At 65.7% G+C, this 20,580-nt stretch carries 21 protein-coding genes; 14 read left to right on the top strand and 7 right to left on the bottom strand.

Translation table 11 applies throughout. The features are described from left to right. Positions 1-13 precede the first annotated feature (13 nt). Positions 14-988 carry an NAD(P)H-dependent flavin oxidoreductase gene (locus AB7G19_RS38225; RefSeq protein ID WP_085401928.1) on the bottom strand — a complete coding sequence of 325 codons (975 nt, stop codon included), beginning with the start codon at positions 986-988 and terminating at the stop codon, positions 14-16. Positions 989-1,168: 180 nt separating this feature from the next. Here AB7G19_RS38225 and AB7G19_RS38220 point away from each other — a divergent pair, with 180 nt between their 5' ends. Beyond that, a complete protein-coding gene (locus AB7G19_RS38220) occupies positions 1,169-2,056 on the top strand; it encodes a LysR family transcriptional regulator (RefSeq protein ID WP_085401929.1) in 888 nt (295 codons plus the stop codon). Between the two features lie 149 nt (positions 2,057-2,205). Here the strand turns inward: AB7G19_RS38220 and AB7G19_RS38215 are convergent, their stop codons facing one another. Further along, the gene (locus AB7G19_RS38215) at positions 2,206-2,859 is read right to left on the bottom strand and encodes a DNA-3-methyladenine glycosylase family protein (protein ID WP_085401930.1); all 654 of its coding nucleotides are present in this window, start codon (positions 2,857-2,859) and stop codon (positions 2,206-2,208) included. A gap of 224 nt (positions 2,860-3,083) precedes the next feature. Between AB7G19_RS38215 and gluQRS the strand changes: the two genes are divergently transcribed. Both gluQRS and AB7G19_RS38205 read left to right on the top strand, forming a co-directional pair. Then, complete coding sequence (gene gluQRS / locus AB7G19_RS38210; protein WP_441268780.1) at positions 3,084-3,956, top strand: tRNA glutamyl-Q(34) synthetase GluQRS; 873 nt, start codon at positions 3,084-3,086, stop codon at positions 3,954-3,956. Positions 3,957-4,059: 103 nt separating this feature from the next. Further along, positions 4,060-5,334 carry an ATP-binding protein gene (locus tag AB7G19_RS38205; protein ID WP_085401931.1) on the top strand — a complete coding sequence of 425 codons (1,275 nt, stop codon included), beginning with the start codon at positions 4,060-4,062 and terminating at the stop codon, positions 5,332-5,334. On the opposite strand, the gene AB7G19_RS38200 is transcribed toward AB7G19_RS38205, so the two are convergent. After that, a complete protein-coding gene (locus tag AB7G19_RS38200; protein ID WP_085401932.1) occupies positions 5,261-6,154 on the bottom strand; it encodes a YihY/virulence factor BrkB family protein in 894 nt (297 codons plus the stop codon). The genes AB7G19_RS38205 and AB7G19_RS38200 overlap by 74 nt on opposite strands. Before the next feature lie 241 nt (positions 6,155-6,395). On the opposite strand from AB7G19_RS38200, the gene AB7G19_RS38195 reads away from it, so the two are divergent. The 6 genes from AB7G19_RS38195 to AB7G19_RS38170 all read left to right on the top strand — a co-directional run bounded on the left by AB7G19_RS38195 (position 6,396) and on the right by AB7G19_RS38170 (position 10,508). Further along, positions 6,396-6,590 (top strand): twin transmembrane helix small protein, encoded by a 195-nt coding sequence (locus AB7G19_RS38195; protein ID WP_085401933.1) that lies wholly within the window; start codon positions 6,396-6,398, stop codon positions 6,588-6,590. Between the two features lie 2 nt (positions 6,591-6,592). Further along, positions 6,593-7,165 (top strand): cob(I)yrinic acid a,c-diamide adenosyltransferase, encoded by a 573-nt coding sequence (locus AB7G19_RS38190; protein ID WP_085401934.1) that lies wholly within the window; start codon positions 6,593-6,595, stop codon positions 7,163-7,165. Positions 7,166-7,290: 125 nt separating this feature from the next. Beyond that, positions 7,291-8,040 carry an electron transfer flavoprotein subunit beta/FixA family protein gene (locus AB7G19_RS38185; protein WP_071909337.1) on the top strand — a complete coding sequence of 250 codons (750 nt, stop codon included), beginning with the start codon at positions 7,291-7,293 and terminating at the stop codon, positions 8,038-8,040. Beyond that, positions 8,040-8,984, top strand: a complete 945-nt coding sequence (locus AB7G19_RS38180; protein WP_063985793.1) for an electron transfer flavoprotein subunit alpha/FixB family protein — start codon at positions 8,040-8,042, stop codon at positions 8,982-8,984. The genes AB7G19_RS38185 and AB7G19_RS38180 overlap by 1 nt, the downstream gene beginning before the upstream one ends. A 210-nt stretch (positions 8,985-9,194) precedes the next feature. Then, the gene (locus tag AB7G19_RS38175) at positions 9,195-10,076 is read left to right on the top strand and encodes a 3-hydroxybutyryl-CoA dehydrogenase (protein ID WP_063985792.1); all 882 of its coding nucleotides are present in this window, start codon (positions 9,195-9,197) and stop codon (positions 10,074-10,076) included. A gap of 237 nt (positions 10,077-10,313) precedes the next feature. After that, entirely contained in the window at positions 10,314-10,508 is a 195-nt protein-coding gene (locus tag AB7G19_RS38170; protein ID WP_014491648.1) for a hypothetical protein, read from the top strand. A 10-nt stretch (positions 10,509-10,518) separates the two neighbouring features. On the opposite strand, the gene tlpA is transcribed toward AB7G19_RS38170, so the two are convergent. After that, entirely contained in the window at positions 10,519-11,184 is a 666-nt protein-coding gene (gene tlpA, locus AB7G19_RS38165; protein ID WP_063985791.1) for a thiol:disulfide interchange protein TlpA, read from the bottom strand. Positions 11,185-11,293: 109 nt separating this feature from the next. Here tlpA and argH point away from each other — a divergent pair, with 109 nt between their 5' ends. The 3 genes from argH (at position 11,294) to lysA (ending at position 14,367) form a co-directional block, all read left to right on the top strand. Then, on the top strand, positions 11,294-12,691 hold the full coding sequence (argH, locus tag AB7G19_RS38160) for an argininosuccinate lyase (RefSeq protein ID WP_135216224.1): 1,398 nt from the start codon (positions 11,294-11,296) through the stop codon (positions 12,689-12,691). Positions 12,692-12,784: 93 nt separating this feature from the next. Then, on the top strand, positions 12,785-13,078 hold the full coding sequence (gene lptM, locus AB7G19_RS38155) for an LPS translocon maturation chaperone LptM (protein ID WP_063985789.1): 294 nt from the start codon (positions 12,785-12,787) through the stop codon (positions 13,076-13,078). 23 nt (positions 13,079-13,101) lie between these two features. After that, positions 13,102-14,367 (top strand): diaminopimelate decarboxylase, encoded by a 1,266-nt coding sequence (gene lysA / locus AB7G19_RS38150; protein WP_085401935.1) that lies wholly within the window; start codon positions 13,102-13,104, stop codon positions 14,365-14,367. A 209-nt stretch (positions 14,368-14,576) separates the two neighbouring features. Here the strand turns inward: lysA and AB7G19_RS38145 are convergent, their stop codons facing one another. Continuing rightward, positions 14,577-15,485, bottom strand: coding sequence for an NAD(P)-dependent oxidoreductase (locus AB7G19_RS38145; protein ID WP_085401936.1), 909 nt, complete (start codon positions 15,483-15,485; stop codon positions 14,577-14,579). Positions 15,486-15,602: 117 nt separating this feature from the next. Then, positions 15,603-15,986 carry a carboxymuconolactone decarboxylase family protein gene (locus AB7G19_RS38140; protein WP_014491654.1) on the bottom strand — a complete coding sequence of 128 codons (384 nt, stop codon included), beginning with the start codon at positions 15,984-15,986 and terminating at the stop codon, positions 15,603-15,605. A 178-nt stretch (positions 15,987-16,164) separates the two neighbouring features. Here AB7G19_RS38140 and AB7G19_RS38135 point away from each other — a divergent pair, with 178 nt between their 5' ends. Further along, positions 16,165-18,282 carry a TIGR02302 family protein gene (locus AB7G19_RS38135; protein WP_085401937.1) on the top strand — a complete coding sequence of 706 codons (2,118 nt, stop codon included), beginning with the start codon at positions 16,165-16,167 and terminating at the stop codon, positions 18,280-18,282. A gap of 3 nt (positions 18,283-18,285) precedes the next feature. Next, positions 18,286-19,191, top strand: coding sequence for a DUF4175 family protein (locus AB7G19_RS38130; RefSeq protein ID WP_071909343.1), 906 nt, complete (start codon positions 18,286-18,288; stop codon positions 19,189-19,191). Positions 19,192-19,223: 32 nt separating this feature from the next. Here AB7G19_RS38130 and AB7G19_RS38125 read toward each other — a convergent pair whose 3' ends face one another. Further along, on the bottom strand, positions 19,224-20,399 hold the full coding sequence (locus tag AB7G19_RS38125; RefSeq protein ID WP_085398134.1) for an IS481 family transposase: 1,176 nt from the start codon (positions 20,397-20,399) through the stop codon (positions 19,224-19,226). Positions 20,400-20,580: the final 181 nt, after the last annotated feature.

Here is a 20,580-nt window from a genome sequence, read left to right as displayed (position 1 = left end):
TCGGACCAAGCCGTCAGGCGCTGGCGCGCATCAGGAAATCCTGCCGGGCCTGATCGAATTCGCCCTTCATCCGGTCGACCAGCTCGGCCACCGGCGGCGCATCCAGGATCTGGCCGATGCCCTGGCCCGAGCCCCAGATGTCGCGCCACGCCTTGGATTTCATGTTGCCGCCGGAGCCGAAGTTCATTTTCGTCTTGTCGGCAACCGGGAGATTGTCCGGATCGAGCCCGGCGGCGGCAATCGAGGGGCCGAGATAGTTGCCGTGCACGCCGGTGAACAGGTTGGTGTAGACGATGTCGTGCGCGGCGTGCTGCGTCAGCGCGGACTTGTAGGCTTCGTCGGCATTGGCTTCCTGTGTCGCGATGAAGCGCGTGCCCATATAGGCGAGGTCAGCGCCCAGCGTCAGCGCGGAGGCGATACCAAAACCGTCGCTGATTGCGCCCGACAGCAGGATCGCGCCGTCGAACCATTGCTTGACCTCGCGCACCAGCGCGAAAGGCGACAGCATGCCGGCATGCCCACCCGCGCCGGCGCAGACCAGGATCAGGCCGTCGACGCCCTGCTCGGCGGCTTTCCGCGCGTGCTTGACGTTGATGACATCGTGGAACACCAGCCCGCCATAGGAGTGCGCGGCCTCGACGATCTCGGCGGGCGGCCGCAGCGAGGTGATGATGATGGGCGCCCTGTGCTTCACACAGGTTTCCATGTCCTTCATCAAGCGGTCGTTGGAGGCATGGCAGATCTGGTTGACGGCGTAGGGCGCGACCTTCTTGCCGGGATTGCGCGATTTGTATTCGCCGAGCTCGTCCTCGATGCGGCTCAGCCACTCGTCGAGCTTTTCCACCGGACGGGCGTTGAGCGCCGGAAACGAGCCGACGACACCGGCCTTGCATTGGGCGATCACCAGCTCCGGCCCGGAGACGATGAAGAGGGGCGAGCCGACCACGGGCAGCTCCAGATTGTTCTTGAGCAGAGCGGGCAGTGCCATCCGATCCTCCTGACGACGCGCGTCAACGGCCTGCCGGCCGGGGTGAGCGCTTCCATGTCGATTGTCGCGCCGGCGGGGTGTCCGCCGCTTGCGTGTTTGACCCCACTATAGGGTTGGACGGCGCGCAGGGGATCGTTCAATATTGAACAAGCGGATATTCAGATTTGTACGGAGCCGGCGGTGGATTGGGATCTCTGCAAGACCTTCGTCGCGGTCGCCGACACCGGCAGCTTCACCGCGGCGGCAAAGCGCCTGCACGCCAGCCATCCGACCGTCAGCCGCAAGATCGCGGCGCTGGAGGCGCAGCTCGGCACCAAGCTGCTGGCGCGGGCCGCCGATGGCTTCGTGCTTACCGCCGATGGACGTACGCTGCGAGAGCATGCCGAGGCGATGGCGGCTGCCGCGCTCCGCGCCGAAGCCGCCGTAGGCGCCGGCGGGCGTAAGGCGCGCGGCACGGTCAAGCTGTCGATCGGCGCAACGCTGGCCTCGCACTGGCTGATGCCGCGGCTGCGCTCTTTTCTCAGCGCACATGATCACATTCGGCTCGAGATCATCACCCATCCGTTTCCGGCCAGCGTGCGCCGCCGGGAAGCCGACGTCGTGCTGCGCCCGGTCGACAGCGGTGAGGAAAATCTGGTCGGTCGCAGGGTCGGCCGCCTCGGCACCGGCTTCTATGCCTCGCGCGACTATGCCGCGGGCCGGTCCATGCCGGAGCGGAGCAGCGAGTGGAAGGGGCACAGCGTCATCGGCTTCGCCGACCAGGATTCGAACGCGCAGCTGGCGCGCTGGAGCGATGCGATCACCCGGCAAGGCACCATGGTGATGCGCTGCTCGTCGCAGGGCGACATGCTGGCGGCGGTGCGCGCCGGAATCGGAATCTCTGCGCTGTCCTGCTTCGTCGCGGAGAGCTATCCGGACCTCGTGCGCGTCGCGCCGCAGAAACTCGTCAGCGTCGCCGATCTCTGGCTGCTCGCCCATCCCGATCTGGTCGAGTTGTCCGCGGTGCGGGCCGTCGTCGACTTCGTGGCCGAATGCGCCCGCGCCGATCGCGAGCGGCTGCGAGGCTAGGGGGCCTGGTGCCCCGGACGCAGCGCAGCACGCAGTGATGCGCTGCTGAGCCGGGGCCCATGCTCCAACTCGCCAAGCCCATGGGTCCCGGCTCTGCGGTGCGTCACTTCGTGCCGCACCGCGTCCGGGACACGACCTATCTGTCGTCGTCAGGCCTGACCTGCGATGACACCTTCGCGCTTCTTGATCACGCGATAATAGCTCCACCACAGATGCGCGGCTGCTCCGCGCAGGGGACGCCAGGGTTCGGCGAGTGGCGCCATCTGCTTTTCCGTCGGCCGCGCCTTGAGCCCCAGGCCAACTTTGATCCCCTCCTGCACGGCGATGTCGCCGGCCGGCCAGGCATCGCCGTGTCCAAGGCAGAACAGCAGATAGACATCGGCCGTCCACGGACCGATGCCGGGCAGCGCGATCAGCGTATGGTGCGCGGCCTCGGCGTCTTCCTCGGCGAGCACGTCGAGGTTCAGCCGCTGCGCATTGATCTCGCGCGCGAGATGTTTCAGCGTCTTGATCTTGGCGGCGGACAGGCCGAGCCGTCCCAGCCGGTCGGTGCGGGCGCGGCTCACGGCCTCATGGTCGAACGGATCGAACGCGGCCGACAGCCGCCCCCAGATCGCTGCGGCGCTCGCGGTCGAAAGCTGCTGCCCGCAAACGATGTGGGCGAGCCCCGTAAAACCCGGCTCACGCCGCCGCAAGGCGGGCATGCCGGCGATCTCGAGCACGGGCTTGAGGCGCGGGTCGCGCTTGATCAGCGCGTGGACGGCCTCTTCGAGATCGGACTGGGTTTCGAGGTGGATGGTCATTTGGGTCGGCAAACTCTCTCCGGCGTCAGGGCCGGGCTTGACCCGGCCATCCACGTCTCTCTAACCACACGACATGTCTAGCATGGGTGACAGTGTTCGTATCTGTCCACGACTTGACACGATCGCTGTATCGCACCGAAGAACGTGGATGGCCGGGACATAGGCGAGCGGAAGCGACGCCGTCCCTTCGGACGGCTATGCCCGGCCATGACGAGTTTCACCGCATGGCGCCACCCGTTTTCCGTTTTGCCCCCAGTCCGAATGGCCTCTTGCATCTCGGCCACGCCTATTCGGCGCTGCTCAATTTCGACCGCGCGCGCGAGACCGGCGGGCGGCTGTTGCTGCGGATCGAGGACATCGACGCGACGCGCTGCCGGCCGGAATATGAGACGGCGATCTACGACGACCTCGCCTGGCTCGGCATCGCCTGGGAAACGCCGGTGCGGCGGCAGTCGGAGCATCTCGCGGTTTATCGCGCCGCGCTCGAAAAACTCTCTGCACTTGGTCTCGTCTATCCCGCGTTCGAAAGCCGCGCGGAGATCGCCAGGCTCGTGACCGCGCGCGAGGCCGCCGGGCCATGGCCGCGCGATCCCGATGGCGCGCCGCTTTATCCGGGTGACGCCAGATCGCTGTCGGCCGGCGAGCGCGACCGGCTCATTGCATCTGGCGTGCCTTACGCGCTCCGGCTCGACATGGCGGCCGCCTGCCGACACGTTGCCGGTCTGACCTGGAACGAGCTTGGCGAGGGGCCCGATGGCGCGCGCGGCATCGTCGCGGCGCGACCGGAGGCCTGGGGCGACGTCATCCTGGCCCGCAAGGAGACGCCGACCAGCTACCATTTGTCCGTCGTCGTCGACGACGCGCTCCAGGGCATCAGCGAGGTCGTGCGGGGGCAGGACCTGTTTCACGCCACCTCGGTTCACCGCCTGCTCCAGGTCCTGCTCGATCTGCCGGAACCCGCCTATCGCCACCACGCGCTGATTCTGGACGAGGCGGGCCGGAAGTTGTCGAAATCGGGTCGCTCGACCGGCCTGCGCGAGCTGCGCGCTGCCGGCGCCACGCCCGCCGGCATCCGCCGGTTGGTGGGATTAGGTTAAGTTTCTCTGGGGGTTAGCGAAACGCCGCCGTGACTCCAGGGGTTCCGCCGTGCGATGCTTGCTTGAGAGCCTGGGGATCGAAGGGGACCCTTCGAAGGGATTCATGGCGGCGAAAACGCGCTCAGCGCGCACCACGCGAACGTCCAGGCGACCGCCTCGGAAGCGGTCCGGGGCGACCGGCCGGTTGCGCAAGCGCAGCGCCAAGGCCGTGGCGCCGGACGTGGTCCAGGCCGCGCTCGCCGCCTTCGCCCATGAGGTCCGTACCCCCCTGACCGGCATTCTCGCGATCAGCGACCTGCTCGCCACCTCCGATCTCGGCGAGCGGGAGCGGCGCTGGGCCGACACCATCAAGGCCGGTGCCGAGCATCTGGCGAGCCTTGCCACCCTGTTCGTCGATGCCGCCAGGACCGGCAAGGGGGCGGGCAAGGGTGGAAGTGCCTTGCGGCAGGACTTGTTCGATCTGCGCGCGCTCGCCCGCAGCGCCGGCGATTCGCTCGCCGGACGCGCCGCGGCCAAGGGCCTCCAGGCCCAGGTCGATATCTCCGAGAAGCTGCCGGGGCTGGTGGTCGGCGATTCCGTCCGCCTGCGCGCCGCGCTCGAGAACCTGATCGACAATGCCGTCAAATTTACCGAGCAGGGCGGTGTCGCGCTCGCGGTCGCGCCTTGGCGTCCCGCCAAAGGCAAGGCCAGAGACAAGGCGAAGGGCAAGGTCGGCGTCGCCTTCGCGGTGTCCGACAGCGGCATCGGCCTGACCATGGCCGAGATCAAGCGGCTGTTCCGCCCCTTCACCCAGGCCAATGTCACCATCGCCTCGCGCTTCGGCGGCGCCGGCTTGGGCCTTTCCTCGGTCAAGCAACTGGCGCGCGCGATGGGCGGCGACATCACGGTCGCACCGCGGCGCGGCGGCGGCGCCACCTTCACGTTGACGATGTCGCTCGACGCGACGGAATCGCGCAAGTCCCGCAAGTCGAAGGGCGAAGCCGAGGCGGATGCGATAGCCGCGCTGCGCGTGCTCAGTGTCGAGGACAATCCGTTCGGCCGCGTCGTGCTCAACACCATCCTGACCGAGCTCGGCCACCATGCCGAGTTCATCGGGCGCGGCGAGGACGCGGTGAACCGGCTCGCGCAGGGCGCGTTCGATGCGGTGCTGATGGACATGGTGCTGCCTGGCATCGACGGCGTCGAGGCCATCAGGCGGATCCGGACCATGCCGGCGCCGCTGGCTCAGATCCCCATCATCGGCGTGTCCGGCCGTGGCGAGGACGAGGCGGCCTCGCGCGAGGCCGGCGCCGACGCCTTCCTGGTCAAGCCTGTGTCTCCGCGCGCTTTAGCGACTGCGCTGCTTGAAGCGAAACGCCGTGAGGAAGCTGCGACTTGATGATCGCGGCGTTGAGTTCGCCGCCGTAGACGAATATCGCGGCGATGAAATACAGGAACACCAGCGCGATGATCACCGAGGCGAGCCCCGCATACATCGTCACGTAGTTGTTGGCGAAGCGCGCCAGATATTGGCCGAACACGATGCCCGAGATCAGCGACGCCACGATGGTGAAGACGATGCCGGGCAGGATCTGGAGGAAGGTGCGCCGTCCCGCCGGCAGCCAGGCATGCAGGATGATCAGCGCCACCACCAGCGCACCCACGGTGATGCCGTAGCGCAGCCAGGTGAGGATGCTCTCGTTCGACTCGACGACCAGCGGGATATGGCGCCGCGCCGCCTCGATGAAGAGCGGGCCAAGCACGATCAGGAACGCCATGGCGAGCGCGGTGAAGGCCGCGACCAGCGTGTAGCCGATCGATTCAAGGCGCAGCCAGTACCAGCGCCGCATCTCCACCACCGCATAGGCGCGGTTCAGCGCGACGCGCAGCGCCTCGACGCCGTTGGAGGCGAAATACACCGACAGCGCTGCGCCGATCGTCAGCACGCCGGTGCGGGTCGTGGTCAAAACGTCGTGGACTTCCCCCGAGATCGAATCGGCGACCTGCTTGGGCCAGACCTGAAGCATCAGGCTTGCGGCCTGATCGGCAAGTTCCTTGGAGCCGAAGAAGCCGGCGAGCGAGGTCAGCACGATCAGGAACGGGAACAGCGCCATCAGCGTCGACAGCGCGATATGGCTCGCGATCGCCCAGCCGTCGTCGGCGAGGAAGGTGTAGAAGGCGTCTTCCACGACGACGTAGATGGTGCGGATTGCCCTCACGCGCCCACCTACACGACAGGTGCCGCTCGCTCGCCCCGTGCGCGGGGAGAGGCGAAAAAGCCGGGCAATTGGCGCAGACCAGAAATCATCGCACTACCATCTGATATTATTGACCTAAAAGCCAGATCGCGAAGCGCCCCCGCCGTCATTCCGGGCTCGATGCTTCGCATCGCCCCGGAATGACGGCGGCGGCTGCCGCGGCACCATGGCGCATCCGCAAGCACGGTGTTATCTACCCCAAATGGCATCTCTCCTGAGTACTTTCATCCTGCCGGTAGCGGCCGGCGCCGTGGCGGTGGTGCTGCTGCTCGGTCTCGTCAACATGATGCGCGGCGGCTCGCCAAACACCTCGCAGAAGCTGATGCGCTGGCGCGTGCTGCTTCAGTTCGTGGCGATCGTGATTGCCATGCTCTCGGTCTGGGCGATGGGGCGTTAAAAATGGTCACGCTGAATCGCATCTATACGAAGACCGGTGACGACGGCACGACGGCGCTCGGAACGGGCGAGCGCCGTCCGAAATACGATCTGCGCATCGAAGCCTATGGCACCGTGGACGAGACCAATGCCGCGATCGGCGTTGTCAGGCTCCACACCCATGACATGTCCGAGTTCGACGCGATGCTCGGCCGCATCCAGAATGATCTGTTCGACCTCGGCGCGGACCTCGCGGTGCCCGAGCGTGAAGGCAAGGCCGAGCGGCTGCGGGTGGTGGCAAGCCAGGTCGAGCGGCTCGAACGCGACATCGACGCGCTCAACGACAAGCTGGCGCCGCTCACCTCCTTCGTGCTGCCGGGCGGCACGCCGGCCGCCGCCTACCTCCACGTTGCCCGTACGATTTGCCGCAGGGCGGAACGCGTGATGGTGGAACTGGCGGCCCGGCCCGGCGAGCCCGTGGGCGCTGCTGGCATCCAGTATATGAACCGCCTGTCGGACTTCCTGTTCGTTGCCAGCCGTGCCGCCAACGATAATGGTGCCGGCGACGTGCTCTGGGTTCCGGGCCAGAATCGCTGACCCATTGAGGTCGATATTTCTAAGGTCTAAAATTTGGCCCTGTCGCGCGTTGACCGGGCCGGATCAGGCCTTTAGGTTCCGCGCCAGTTGATAACCCCCCTCCCAAATTGAGTGAAAGAGGATCGATGAAGGTCTTGGTGCCGGTAAAGCGGGTGGTTGATTACAACGTCAAGGTCCGCGTCAAGGGCGATGGATCGGGCGTTGAACTCGCCAACGTGAAGATGTCGATGAACCCGTTCGACGAAATCGCGGTCGAGGAAGCGTTGCGCCTGAAGGAAGGCGGCAAGGCCACCGAGGTCGTCGTGGTTTCCATTGGACCGGCGCAGGCCTCGGAGACGATCCGCACCGGTCTCGCCATGGGCGCCGACCGCGGCATCCTGGTGAAGGTTGATGGCACCGTCGAGCCGCTCGCGGTCGCGAAGATTCTGAAGAAGATCGCCGACGAAGAGCAGCCCGGCCTGATCATTCTCGGCAAGCAGGCGATCGATGACGACAGCAACCAGACCGGTCAGATGCTGGCCGCGCTGCTCGGCTGGTCGCAGGCGACGTTTGCTTCGAAGCTCGAGGTCGAAGGTTCTGACTTCAAGGTCACCCGCGAAGTCGACGGCGGTCTGCAGACCGTCAAGCTGAAGGGACCGGCGATCGTCACCACGGATCTCCGTCTCAACGAGCCGCGCTATGCCTCGCTGCCCAACATCATGAAGGCCAAGAAGAAGCCGATCGCGGAGAAGACCGTCGCCGATTACGGCGTCGACGTCGCCGCGCGTCTCGAGGTTCTCAAGACGACGGAGCCGGCGGGCCGCAAGGCGGGCGTCAAGGTCAAGGACGTCGCCGAGCTGGTGTCGAAACTCAAGAACGAAGCCGGGGTGCTCTGATGACGACGCTTCTGATTGCCGAACACGACAATGCGTCGCTGAAGGACGCGACCAACAAGGCCCTGACCGCGGCTGCCGCACTCGGCGCGGATGTCGACGTGCTGGTGGCCGGCCAGAACGCCAAGGCTGCGGCGGATGCCGCCGCCAAGCTTGCCGGCGTGAAGAAGGTGCTGCTTGCCGAGGGCGAGACCTACGCCCACGATCTTGCCGAGCCGCTGGCCGCGCTGATCGTCTCGCTGGCTTCCGGCTATGACGCGATCGTCGCGCCCGCGACCTCGCGCTTCAAGAACGTGATGCCGCGTGTCGCAGCCCTGCTCGACGTCATGCAGGTCTCCGAGATCACCAAGGTGGTCGCCCCCGACACCTATGAGCGCCCGATCTATGCCGGCAACGCCATCCAGACGGTGAAGTCGAAGGACGCCAAGAAGGTCATCACGGTGCGCACCTCGACCTTTGCGGCGGCGGGTGAAGGCGGCAGCGCCGCCGTCGAGAACGTCGCTGCGGCGGCCGATCCGGGCCTGTCGTCCTTCGTCGGCGAGGAAGTCGCCAAGAGCGACCGCCCCGAGCTGACCTCGGCCAAGATCATCGTCTCCGGTGGCCGTGCCATGCAGAGCCGCGAGAACTTCGCCAAGTACATCGAGCCGCTCGCCGACAAGCTCGGTGCCGGCGTCGGTGCCTCGCGCGCGGCGGTGGATGCCGGCTATGCGCCGAACGACTGGCAGGTCGGCCAGACCGGCAAGGTGGTGGCCCCCGAGCTCTATGTCGCGGTGGGCATTTCCGGCGCGATCCAGCATCTGGCCGGCATGAAGGACTCCAAGGTGATCGTCGCGATCAACAAGGACGAGGACGCGCCGATCTTCCAGGTCGCCGATTACGGCCTGGTCGCCGACCTCTACCAGGCGGTTCCTGAGCTCACCGAAGCGCTCGCCAAGCTCGGCAAGTAAAAACGCGCTAAAAACACCGGCCGGAGTGGTACACTCCGGCCGGTTTTTCTTTTTCAAGGCGTTTTCTTTGGCGTGGGGCACGCCGGGGAAGCGATCCAATCTAGGTTTCGAGCCAGGATTCTGATCTAATCGAGTTTCTGATTAAATCGGACCTCCCGGCTCGGGGGATGAGGCAGGCGCGATCTGCGCGCCGTTCCGGTGGATGACATTATGGCGGCAGTGATCAAGAAGGTCGGCGTGATCGGCGCGGGTCAGATGGGCAATGGCATCGCGCATGTCGCGGCGCTGGCCGGTTTCGACGTGGTGCTCAACGACGTCTCGGCCGACCGGCTCAAGTCGGGCATGGCCACCATCAATGGCAATCTGGCGCGCCAGGTCTCCAAGAAGGCCGTCAGCGAGGACGACAAGACCAAGGCGATGGCGCGCATCAAGCTCGCCGAGAAGCTCGACGACCTCGCCGATTGCGACCTCGTGATCGAGACCGCGGTCGAGAAGGAAGAGGTCAAGCGCAAGATCTTCCACGAGCTCTGCGCGGTGCTGAAGCCGGAGGCGATCGTCGCCTCCGATACCTCCTCGATCTCGATCACGCGGCTAGCCGCCGCCACCGACCGGCCCGAGCGCTTCATCGGCATTCACTTCATGAATCCGGTGCCGCTGATGGAGCTGGTCGAGCTGATCCGCGGCATCGCCACCGACGACCAGACCTTCGAGGCGTCCAAGGAATTCGTCTCCAAGCTCGGCAAGCAGGTCGCGGTCTCCGAGGATTTCCCGGCCTTCATCGTCAATCGTATCCTGCTGCCGATGATCAACGAGGCGATCTACACGCTGTATGAAGGCGTCGGCAATGTCGAGGCCATCGACGCGGCGATGAAGCTTGGCGCGCATCATCCGATGGGCCCGCTCGAGCTCGCCGATTTCATCGGCCTCGATACCTGCCTGTCGATCATGCAGGTGCTGCATGAGGGCCTCGCCGACTCCAAATATCGCCCGTGCCCGCTGCTGGTGAAATACGTCGAGGCCGGCTGGCTCGGTCGCAAGACCCAGCGCGGCTTCTACGACTACCGCGGCGCCAAGCCGGTTCCGACGCGCTGATCCAATTTCCGGTGCCGTAGGGTGGGCAAAGGCGCAAAGCGCCGTGCCCACCATCTCTCCAATGATGCGGTGGAAATTGGTGGGCACGCTTCCGCCTTCGCTCTTCGAGCTACGGCGGACAAGCCGCTTTGCCCACCCTACGGCGCTCTCGCCCTCCGGCCGCGCATCCGCACCGTGACAATTCATGTCGCATTAACCCATCGCCCCTAGGCTGCGCCCGGTAAGAGGGTTTGCGTAATGGACATGATGGCGATGGTCAGCACCATGCTGGCCGCTCAGCAAGGCGCGCTGCAGTCGAATATCACGGCGACGCTGATGAAGCAGAATGCGGACGCGGAAAAATCCACCGTCCTGACGCTGCTCGGCGCTGGTCAGCCCTCGCTCGCCAATGTCGGCGCCGGCGTCGGCGGCAACCTCAACGTCACCGCTTAAGACACACCGCCTAGAGCGACGCGGCGGCCTTGCCCGTCGCAGCCCGGATCAGCTTGAGCGCGTCCTCGCTCGCCCATTCCGCCGGCCCCGCGATCGTCGCGATCTCGCAGCCCTGCGGGTCGACCAGCACCGAGGTCGGCATGCCCAGGGCCCGGCCTATGGCTTTAAGATCCTGGAAAACCTTGGCTTTCTGATCGCTAAAATAGCCGAGCCGGGTCAGATTGGCCTCTTTCAGGAACGTCTTGGGCTTCTCGGCGTCGCGGGTGTCGATGTTGATCGCCACCACCTCGAAATTCGGGCCCGAAAGCTTGCCCTGGAGCTCGTCCAGCGCCGGCATTTCCTTGCGGCAGGGCACGCACCAGGTGGCCCAGAGGTTGACCAGCAGCGTCTTGCCGCGGAAATCGGACAGCTTCTTCGGCTTGCCGTCAGCGTCCTCGAAGACCAGGTCGGGCAGTTTTAGCGGCGCGCTCGCCACGGTCAGGGCGGCCAATTCTCCATGGGCGAGGGGAGCGATTTTTTGCGCCGTTGCCACCGCGGCCCGGCAGGCCGGATCGCCTGAGGGCGCCCGGTTCAGGCCCAGCCCGTACAGCGCGGCGAAGCCGGCCAGCCCCCCGATCGCCACAGTGGCGATGACGAGGGGGATCCGGCGCGTGGCGGAGGGCGTCTTGTCGAGCATATCGTTTGTCATCCGGTCGCAGATATGGCTATCAGGGGCCTCTTAATACGGCTGGCTCCGGCCAGCAAACGTGCGGCAGCAGCGGCAAGCAAGGCGTGAGCAGGGGATCATGAGCAACAAGATGTGGGGCGGCCGGTTCTCGGAGCGCCCCGATGAGATCATGGAAGAGATCAACGTCTCCATCGACGTCGATCGTCACCTCTTTGCCCAGGACATTGCCGCATCCAAGGCGCACGCCGCGATGCTTGCCGCGCAGGGCATCATCACGGGCTCTGATGCGAAAAATATCGGCAAGGGTCTAGACACGATTTTGTCAGAGATCGGCAAGGGCGGCTTCACGTTCAAGCGCGCGCTCGAAGATATCCATATGAACGTCGAGAGCCGCCTGTCCGAGCTGATCGGCCCCGCCGCCGGCCGGCTGCACACCGCGCGTTCGCGCAACGACCAGGTTGCGACCGATTTCCGTCTCTATGTCCGCGACGTTCTCGACGAGACCGATGCCGCGCTCGCCGCATTCCAGGCCGCGCTCGTCAATCGCGCGCTCGAACATGCCGCGACCGTCATGCCCGGCTTCACGCATCTGCAGACCGCGCAGCCCGTGACCTTCGGCCATCATCTGCTTGCCTATGTCGAGATGGCCGCGCGCGACCGCGGTCGTTTCCAGGACGCCCGCAAGCGGCTCAATGAATCGCCGCTCGGCGCCGCCGCGCTCGCCGGCACCTCGTTCCCGATCGATCGCCACGCCACCGCGAAGGCGCTCGGTTTCGACCGCCCGATGGCGAATTCCCTCGATGCGGTCTCCGATCGCGACTTCGTGCTGGAGACGCTGTCGGCGGCCTCGATCTGCGCCGTGCACATGTCGCGCTTTGCCGAGGAGATCGTGATCTGGACCTCGCCGCTGGTCGGTCTCATCCGCCTCAGCGACAAGTTCACCACGGGATCCTCGATCATGCCGCAGAAGCGCAACCCGGATGCCGCCGAGCTCGTGCGCGCCAAGACCGGCCGCGTCATCGGCGCGCTCAACGGCCTCCTGATCGTGATGAAGGGCCTGCCGCTCGCCTATCAAAAGGACATGCAGGAGGACAAGCAGGGCGCGATGGAGGGCTTTGCTGCCCTGTCGCTCGCGATCCGCGCCATGACCGGCATGGTCCGCGATCTCGTGCCCGACGAAGCGAAGATGAGGGCGGCGGCGGGCGAGGGCTATGCCACCGCGACCGACCTTGCCGACTGGCTGGTGCGGACGCTGAAGATGCCGTTCCGCGACGCCCACCACGTCACCGGCCGTATCGTGGCGAAGGCCGCCGAGGGCGGCGTGGCGCTACACGAGCTGCCACTGAAGGAGATGCAGGCGATCGAGCCAAAAATCACCAAGGACGTGCTCGGCGTGCTCTCGGTCGAATCGTCGGTGAAGAGCCGGACCAGCTACGGCGGCACCGCGCCGAAGAACGTGGCGTCGCAGGCCAAGGCCTGGGCGAAGCGGCTGGAAAAAGAGCGAAAATTGGGCTGAGGGCAAAATTTCGCTTATGTTTCATGGTCATCCGGCTCTCGCCAGAGCGTGCCAATCTCTGTATGGTGCGGCCCGCGTAGTGGGGATTTCGTCGTGACGTCAAAGTTTCGCCCGGCCGGCTCGGGGTGGGCCATCATTGTCTTGAGCCTGACGGCGCTCGCGCTTGCCGGCTGCGGCCGCAAGGGCCCGCTGGATCTGCCGCCGACCGCCTCCAGTGCATCCACGGCCAATGTCGCAGCTCCAACCGACACCGAGACCGAAGCCCAGAGGACGCCGAGCGTGTTCAATCCCGGCTACGGTGCGGACGCAGCGCCTGCCGCCGCCAAGGGCAAGAAGAAATCGTTTATCCTCGACCCGCTCCTGGACGAACCTCCCGGCAAAAAATGAGCCGGGATAGCTGAGCCGACGCCATGAACCATTTTGACTATCGCAACGGCGTGCTGCACGCCGAGGCCGTGAACCTGTCCGAGCTGGCCGCAACCGTCGGTACGCCGTTCTATTGCTATTCGACCGCGACGCTCGAGCGGCACTACCGCGTCTTCGCCGACGCCTTCGCCGGCGAGAAGGTGCTGGTCTGCTACGCCATGAAGGCGAATTCCAACCAGTCGGTGCTGCGCACGCTGGCCAAGCTCGGGGCCGGCGCCGACGTGGTCTCCGGCGGCGAATTGAAGCGCGCGCTGGCCGCCGGCATCCCCGCCAGCAAGATCCTGTTCTCCGGCGTCGGCAAGACCGAAACCGAATTACGTGCCGCGCTGGCCACCGACATCCTCTGCCTCAACGTCGAATCCGAGCCCGAGCTCGAGCTGTTGTCGCGGCTTGCGACCGAGATGGGCAAGACCGCGCGCATCTCTGTGCGCGTCAATCCCGACGTCGATGCCGGCACGCATGCCAAGATCTCGACCGGCAAGTCCGAGAACAAGTTCGGTATTCCGATCGCCTATGCCCGCGAGGTCTATGCGCGCGCTGCAAAACTTCCGGGCATCGAGGTCACAGGCACCGACGTGCATATCGGCAGCCAGATCACCGATCTCTCCAAGATGGAGACCGCGTTCCGTATCCTCTCCGAATTCGTGCAGACGCTGCGCAGCGACGGCCACAACATCTCGCATGTCGATTTCGGCGGCGGCCTCGGCATTCCCTATTACATGGACCGCGAGGCGCCGCCGGCGCCCGACGCCTATGCCGCCATGGTCAAGCGCGTCAGCCACAATCTCGGCTGCACGCTGATGTTCGAGCCGGGCCGCATGATCGTCGGCAATGCCGGCATCCTGGTCGCCAGGGTGATCTATGTGAAGCACGGCGACGGCAAGAATTTCGTCATCATCGACGCCGCCATGAACGATTTGATCCGCCCGACGCTGTACGAGGCGCATCACGACATTCTGCCGGTGACGCAGCCGGCCGCGGGCGCCGCCACGATCATGGCCGACGTCGTCGGCCCGGTCTGCGAGACCGGCGACTATCTCGCACTGGATCGCACGCTGCCGACGCCGAAGCCTGGCGATCTCATCGCCATCATGACCGCGGGCGCCTATGGCGCGGTGCAGGCCGGCACCTACAACACGCGGGCGCTGGTGCCGGAAGTGCTGGTGAAGGGCGATCAATACGCCGTGGTGCGCCCGCGTATCGAGGTCGAGCAGCTGATCGCGATGGACACGCCGGCGCCGTGGTTGTGAGGGATTGAGGGGCGGTAAGGCCGCGCCTCATCCTCGCTGTCGTCCCCGCCTAGTGCGCAATTGCGCACGGGGGGCGGGGACCCATAACCACAAGAAGTGGTTGTTTGGCTAAGCTGTAACTCCGAGTCCCCGTTACCATATCAGCCTGTGGTTATGGGTCCCGGGCTCGCGCTTCGCGCGCCCCGGGACGACGAGCTGAGTGTGTGGCGCTACTTCCCGGCCAATCCACCTTTCGCGCCGCCAACCACAACCCCCGCCTTCTTCTCGATCGGCTTGATCGCCGCGGTGAAATCGGACTCGGCGCCTTCCGCGCTGATTACGGTCTCCCATAGCCGTCCGACCGCGTCCGCGACCTCCATCGACAGGCCGAGCGACTTCATCTCCTCCAGCGCCAGCCGCACGTCCTTCACCATCAATCCGGTGGCGAAGCCGAAGTCGAACGTTCGCGGCAAAACCGAGCGCGGAAACTTGTCGCGGCTCGCGGTGTTCATGCCGGAGCCGGCATTGATGACGTCGATCATCACGGCGGGATCGAGCCCCGCCTTGACGCCCATCACCACCGCTTCCGAGGTCGCCACGATCGCGGTCGCCGACAGGAAATTGTTGGCGAGCTTCATGGTCTGCGCCGCGCCCGGCTTCTCGCCGATGAAGAACACTTTTCCGATCACGTCGAGCGCGGGCTTGAGCAGCTCGAACTCGGCTTTGGGCCCTGAGACCATCACCGCCAGGGTGCCCTTCTCGGCGCCGCCGACGCCGCCGGAGACGGGGCAGTCGATCTGCACGATGTCGCGTTTTGCCAGCAGGCCGTGGATCTTCGCCGCCATCGTCGAGCCGACGGTGGAGAGATCGATGAAGCGTCTGGCGCGGCTCCCTTCGATCACGCCGTTTGCTCCCGTGGCGACCTCGAGCGACGCCTGCAGCGAGGGCAGGCTCGCCATGACCGTCTCGACCTGGTCGGCAACGTCCTTCGGCGAGGTTGCAGCGGTGGCACCGCGCGCCACGAGCTTGTCGACGACCTCCTTGCGCGTGTCGAACACGACGAGCTTGTGCCCCGCCTCGATCAGCCGCCGCGCCATCGGGAAACCCATGTTTCCGAGGCCGATGAATCCGATGTGCATGGTGTTTCCTTCTTTCTTCTTCGTTGTTCGTTGGATGTGAAACGGCGATCATTCTCCGCTCGTCGTCCCGGGCTCGCGCTCGGCACCCCCCGGGACGACGGCGGAGAGAGGTCGGCCTCACGCCTTGCCGTCGATCTCCGCGAACACCTCGCGCGCGATGCGAAAGCTGTCGACTGCGGCCGGCATGCCGCCATAGATCGCGACCTGCATCAGGATCTCGCGGATCTCGTCGCGGGAGACGCCGTTGGTCAGCGCGCCCTTGAGATGCGCGCGAAACTCGTGCTGGCGGTTGAGGATCGCGATCATGGCGATGTTGAGCATGCTGCGGGTCTTGCGCGGCAGCTCCTCGCGGCCCCACACGGTGCCCCAGCAATATTCGTTGAGCATCTCCTGGAACGGACGGTTGAAATCGTCGACGTTCTTCAGGGCATTGTTGACATAGGCCTCGCCCAGCACCGCTTTGCGGACTTCCAGGCCCTTGTCGTGCATCTTCTTGTCCATGGCGTTCCCTCTATTTCCCTTGCGTTTCCATTGGGAATGGCGCGTGGAAATTACGGGGTTGCGCCCGGCCAGTCACGTCCTCGTGTTATGCGGGAAAAGGGGTCTCTCCCGTACCGGAACGGATGCCTCAGTGCTGCCGTTGTGATACGCTTCTCTACCGGGCAACCTGGAGAATTGATTGAACGGCGTCACCCCCGACCCGTCAGACCCGATCCGCGATGGCGACGCTCTGTCGCGGCTGAAGCTGACGCAGGCCCTCGATCGGGCTATTTATGCCATCGCGTGGGAACGTGCCTGGCCACATCTGGCGCGGGTGTTGACTGTCGTTGGCCTGTTCCTTGTGGTGTCGTGGGCCGGCCTCTGGCTGGCGCTGCCGTCCGTCATCCGTGCCATCGGTCTCGTGGTTTTTGCCGGCGCCGCAATCGCCGCTCTGGTCCCGCTGCTTCGTTTCCGCTGGCCGGGCCGCGACGAGGCTCTGAGCCGGCTCGACCGTGGCTCCGGTATCCGTCACCGCCCGGCGACGACGCTGACGGACACGCTGAGCTCGAAAGACCCGGTTGCGCTGGCGCTGTGGCAGGCGCAGCGCGAGCGCACGCTGGCTTCGCTCAAGCGCATCCGTGCCGGCTTGCCGCATCCGCGCCTCGCCCTGCACGATCCCTGGGCGCTACGCGCGCTGGTCATGGTGATGCTGGTCGCGACCTTCTTCGCCGCCGGCGACGAACGCGCGATGCGGTTGGGTGCCGCGTTCGACTGGAACGGCGTGCTGGCGCCGACCAACGTCCGCGTCGATGCCTGGATCACCCCGCCGCTCTACACCGGCAAGCCGCCGGTCATCCTGTCGGCCGCCAACAAGGAGGCCGCAGCGCTGCCTGCCAGCGGCCCACTCGCAGTTCCGGCCGGCTCGACCCTGATCGTGCGCTCCTCCGGTAGCAGCCTCGATGTCGTCACCTCCGGCGGCCTCAAGGAGGTTGCGCCCAGCGAGGCCGCGCCGAAGGGTACCAACGAGAAGCATTTTACCATCACCGGCGACGGCACCGCGCATGTCCGCGCGCCCTCCGGCCAGCCGCAATGGGCCTTCGCGGCGACGCCCGACCGCCCGCCGACGATCGCGCTCGCCAAGGATCCCGAGCGTCAGGCCTACGGCGCGTTGCAGCTCTCCTACAAGATCGAGGACGATTACGGCGTCACGGGCGCCGCCGCGCAATTCGTTCCGCGCGCAACCGAAGACAAGGACGGAACCAAGGACGCGGACGGCAAGGCCGCGCGGCCGCTGTTCCAGCCGCCGCAATTCGCGCTGACCCTGCCCAATGCGCGGACCCGCAACGGCGTCGGCCAGACCGTGAAGGACCTCAGCGAGGATCCTTATTCCGGTGCGGACGTGACGCTGACGCTCACCGCCAAGGACGAGGCCGGCAACGAGGCGAAGAGCGAGCCCTTCAACATGCGCTTGCCGGGCCGGCTGTTCACCAAGCCGCTCGCCCGCGCGCTGATCGAGCAGCGCCGCATCCTCGCGCTCGACGCCAACAAGAATTCCGACGTCTACGCCGCGCTCGACGCGCTGATGATCGCGCCCGAGATGTTCACGCCGGAAGCCGGGCAGTATCTCGGTCTGCACAGCGTCGCACGCCAGCTCGAGGCGGCGCGCACCGACGATTCCCTGCGTGAGGTCGTGGCGAGCCTGTGGGCGCTTGCGGTGACGATCGAGGACGGCAACATCAGCGACGTCGCCAAGGCGTTGCGCGCGGCGCAGGACGCACTCAAGCAGGCGCTTCAGCGCGGCGCCAGCGACGAAGAGCTCAAGAAGCTCATGGACAATCTGCGGACCGCGCTCGACAATTACATGCGCCAGTACGCGCAGCAGATGCGCAGCAATCCGCTGGCGCGGCCGGCCATCGGCCTCGACGACCAGATGAAGCGCATCGAGCGGCTGATCCAGCGCGGCAATCGCGAAGCGGCGGCGCGCGAGCTGGACCGCCTGGCCCGCGCGCTGGAAAATCCTCCGGGGCCGCCCAGCGCCGAGCAGAAAGAGATGGACGAGATTGCGCGCGAGCTGAACGACCTGCTCCGGGAGCAGAACGCGCTTCGCGACGAAACCGACCGGCAGAGCAAGGACTCCAAGCGCGGCCAACGTACCAAGCCTCTGCCGCCCAAGGTTGCGGAGATCCTGCGCAAATCGAGAGAGCTGCGGCAGAAGACGCGCGGCGCGACCAGCGATCAGCTGGAGGACCTGGCAAGGCAGCAGGACGCCTTGCGCGAAGAGCTCAGGACCTGGCGTGAATCCCAGGGAGCGAGATAGCTCATGAAACACACCTCAATCTGGCAGAACGGCAAGGTCGCGCGCGGAAGGCTCGCCACGGCTTGTCTCGTGCTTATGCTGTCCTGTTCCACGGCTTCGATTGGCCTCGCCCAGTCGTCGCGCGCCGACCAAAAGAGTCTGGATGCACTGCTCGACAGCGCCGAGCGGTCGATGAAGCAATCCGCCGACAACCTGAAGGACAAGAACTCGGACGAGAGCATTGGCCAGCAGTCCCGGGCGATCCGGGACATGGAGAAGTATCTCTATCCCGATCCGAACGATCCCTCGGCGTCGCGCGAAGGGTCGCAGGATACGCAGGGCCGGCAGGAGCAATTGAAGAAGCGGCTGGAGGCCCTCAAGAAGAAGCTCGCCGAGATGGGCTTGCAGCAGGATGGCCAGAAAGGCCAGCGCGGGCAGAAACAGCCGGGGCAGCAGGGCCAACAAGGTCAGCAGGGCCAAGGTCAGGGTCAGGACGGCGACCAGGATGGCGATGACGGCTTCGACGCCGCCGAGAACGCCATGGGAGATGCCGGCAATCAGATCGGCGAGGGCGATGCCGACGGTGCGACGGCATCGCAGGGCAAGGCCATCGACGCCCTGCGCAAGGGCATGCAGGATCTCGCCGACGCGCTCGGCGGGCAGCAGAACGGCGAAGGCCAGGATCCGGGCGACGGTGACGGCCCCGGTCAGGCTGTCGGCCGCCAGCAGAGCGGCGGCGAACGGACCGACCCGCTGGGCCGGCCACTGCGCGGCAAGGAATACAGCGACGACTACACGGTCAAGATTCCCGGCGAGATCGATGCCCAGCGCGCGCGCCGCATCCTCGAAGAGCTCCGCCGCCGCCTGAGCGATCCCGCGCGTCCGCAGATCGAGCTCGATTACCTCGAGCGTCTGCTGAAGGATTTTTGACGTCACACTCGGTGTCATCGCCCGCGCAGTGTTTAGCCCGGAGACATGGCTGACACCTGTTCGGACACATCACTGACAGGTTGGCCATTGGTCAAGTCGATCGATGCGACCTGCCAGCTGGCGAAGAAGATTCCGTAGTGGCCGTCACGATCCAGCGGCCGGATGGCAAGGCGTTCGCGGGCGAAGGCCTGGGGAACTTTCCAGAAGTGTCCCTTGAAGGAGATGTAGGGTCTTGTCGATGAGACCCTGCGCACGATCTCGCCGCTGTCGTATTCGACGTTCGGAACGCGGGCCGGCATGGGGCGAGCACTTGGCCGGAAGCGATCGGCAGGGACCTGCATATCGAGGCCTTGGTGAGGCCGCTCCAGATTGTAGACCGGCCGCCAGGCGTCGAAGGCGCGCTGGACTTCCGGGAGAGTTCGGAAGCGGCGCATTGCAAACACCTCGGCCTTCAGGGTGCGATGGAAGCGTTCGTTCTTGCCGCGGGCCTGTGGGTGGCATGGCCTTGCGTGCACCACCCTGACGCCAAGCTTGAGCAGCCACACCTTCAGTCCGGTCCAACGAATGCCGGACGTATCGCCCCAGGGTGAGCCATTGTCGGTGTAGAAGGCCTCCGGCAGGCCATAGCAGCGGAACGTCGTCGACAGGTGATTCTGCACGGTGAGGCGCTGCTCGTCGGCACATGCCTTCAGGCACAGCACGTAGCGCGAGTGATCGTCGACGATCGTTAGCGGATGGCACCGCGTCCCATTGGCGAGCGGCAGGTGACCCTTGAAGTCCATCTGCCACAGCAGGTTGGGAGCTTCCTTCTCGAACCGGTGGCCCGGATTGGGCGGCGCATTCTCACTCGGTTTGATCCGGTCGTTCCGACACAGGATCTGGTGCACCGTTGATGGCACAGGCACCGTCTGCCCGCCCCGCTTCAGGCAATGGGCAATCTTCCGTGCTCCCCAAGCCGGATGCTTGTCGCGTACAGCCAGGACTTCTGCCTCGACCGCAGCCTCACTCCGCTTGGGCATCGCATGCGGGCGCCGGGAACAGTCGGCCAGCTCCCGATCGCCGGCCTGCCAGCGCGCCAGCCACTTGTAGCCGACGTCAGGACTGATGTTGAACCGACGGCACAGTTCGCGCCGGTTGGCGCCCTCCTGCAAAGCCAGCCGCACAAACTCGTGGCGCTGATCCATCACTGACACCTCGCTCCAAGGCATGGACGGCCTCCCGAATCGGACCAATCCAGCCAATGTTGATGTGTCAGCTATGTCTCCGAACACCCGTCAGTGATCTGTCCGGGCTAAACAGCAGGCGGGCGATCCAGTATTCCAGAAACGGTTGTGATTGAATGAGAGGCCGCGGCGTACTGGATGCCCCGGTCAAGGCCGGGGCATGACA

The sequence above is a fragment of the Bradyrhizobium sp. 215_C5_N1_1 genome (assembly GCF_052075935.1).
GTDB classification, from domain to species: domain Bacteria; phylum Pseudomonadota; class Alphaproteobacteria; order Rhizobiales; family Xanthobacteraceae; genus Bradyrhizobium; species Bradyrhizobium barranii.
The sequence above is the reverse complement of the archived record's forward strand: the minus strand, read 5'-3'. Positions and strand labels throughout refer to the sequence as shown.

Coding starts and splice junctions, on each gene's coding strand:
- AB7G19_RS38195 (WP_085401933.1), top strand. CDS start 6,396: ATGGCATCTCTCCTGAGTACTTTCATCCTGCCGGTAGCGGCCGGCGCC.
- AB7G19_RS38225 (WP_085401928.1), bottom strand. CDS start 988: ATGGCACTGCCCGCTCTGCTCAAGAACAATCTGGAGCTGCCCGTGGTC.
- AB7G19_RS38215 (WP_085401930.1), bottom strand. CDS start 2,859: ATGACCATCCACCTCGAAACCCAGTCCGATCTCGAAGAGGCCGTCCAC.
- tlpA (WP_063985791.1), bottom strand. CDS start 11,184: ATGCTCGACAAGACGCCCTCCGCCACGCGCCGGATCCCCCTCGTCATC.
- AB7G19_RS38130 (WP_071909343.1), top strand. CDS start 18,286: ATGAAACACACCTCAATCTGGCAGAACGGCAAGGTCGCGCGCGGAAGG.
- AB7G19_RS38140 (WP_014491654.1), bottom strand. CDS start 15,986: ATGGACAAGAAGATGCACGACAAGGGCCTGGAAGTCCGCAAAGCGGTG.
- AB7G19_RS38185 (WP_071909337.1), top strand. CDS start 7,291: ATGAAGGTCTTGGTGCCGGTAAAGCGGGTGGTTGATTACAACGTCAAG.
- AB7G19_RS38125 (WP_085398134.1), bottom strand. CDS start 20,399: ATGCCTTGGAGCGAGGTGTCAGTGATGGATCAGCGCCACGAGTTTGTG.
- AB7G19_RS38205 (WP_085401931.1), top strand. CDS start 4,060: ATGGCGGCGAAAACGCGCTCAGCGCGCACCACGCGAACGTCCAGGCGA.
- AB7G19_RS38175 (WP_063985792.1), top strand. CDS start 9,195: ATGGCGGCAGTGATCAAGAAGGTCGGCGTGATCGGCGCGGGTCAGATG.
- lysA (WP_085401935.1), top strand. CDS start 13,102: ATGAACCATTTTGACTATCGCAACGGCGTGCTGCACGCCGAGGCCGTG.
- AB7G19_RS38190 (WP_085401934.1), top strand. CDS start 6,593: ATGGTCACGCTGAATCGCATCTATACGAAGACCGGTGACGACGGCACG.
- gluQRS (WP_441268780.1), top strand. CDS start 3,084: ATGGCGCCACCCGTTTTCCGTTTTGCCCCCAGTCCGAATGGCCTCTTG.
- argH (WP_135216224.1), top strand. CDS start 11,294: ATGAGCAACAAGATGTGGGGCGGCCGGTTCTCGGAGCGCCCCGATGAG.
- AB7G19_RS38180 (WP_063985793.1), top strand. CDS start 8,040: ATGACGACGCTTCTGATTGCCGAACACGACAATGCGTCGCTGAAGGAC.
- AB7G19_RS38170 (WP_014491648.1), top strand. CDS start 10,314: ATGGACATGATGGCGATGGTCAGCACCATGCTGGCCGCTCAGCAAGGC.
- AB7G19_RS38145 (WP_085401936.1), bottom strand. CDS start 15,485: ATGCACATCGGATTCATCGGCCTCGGAAACATGGGTTTCCCGATGGCG.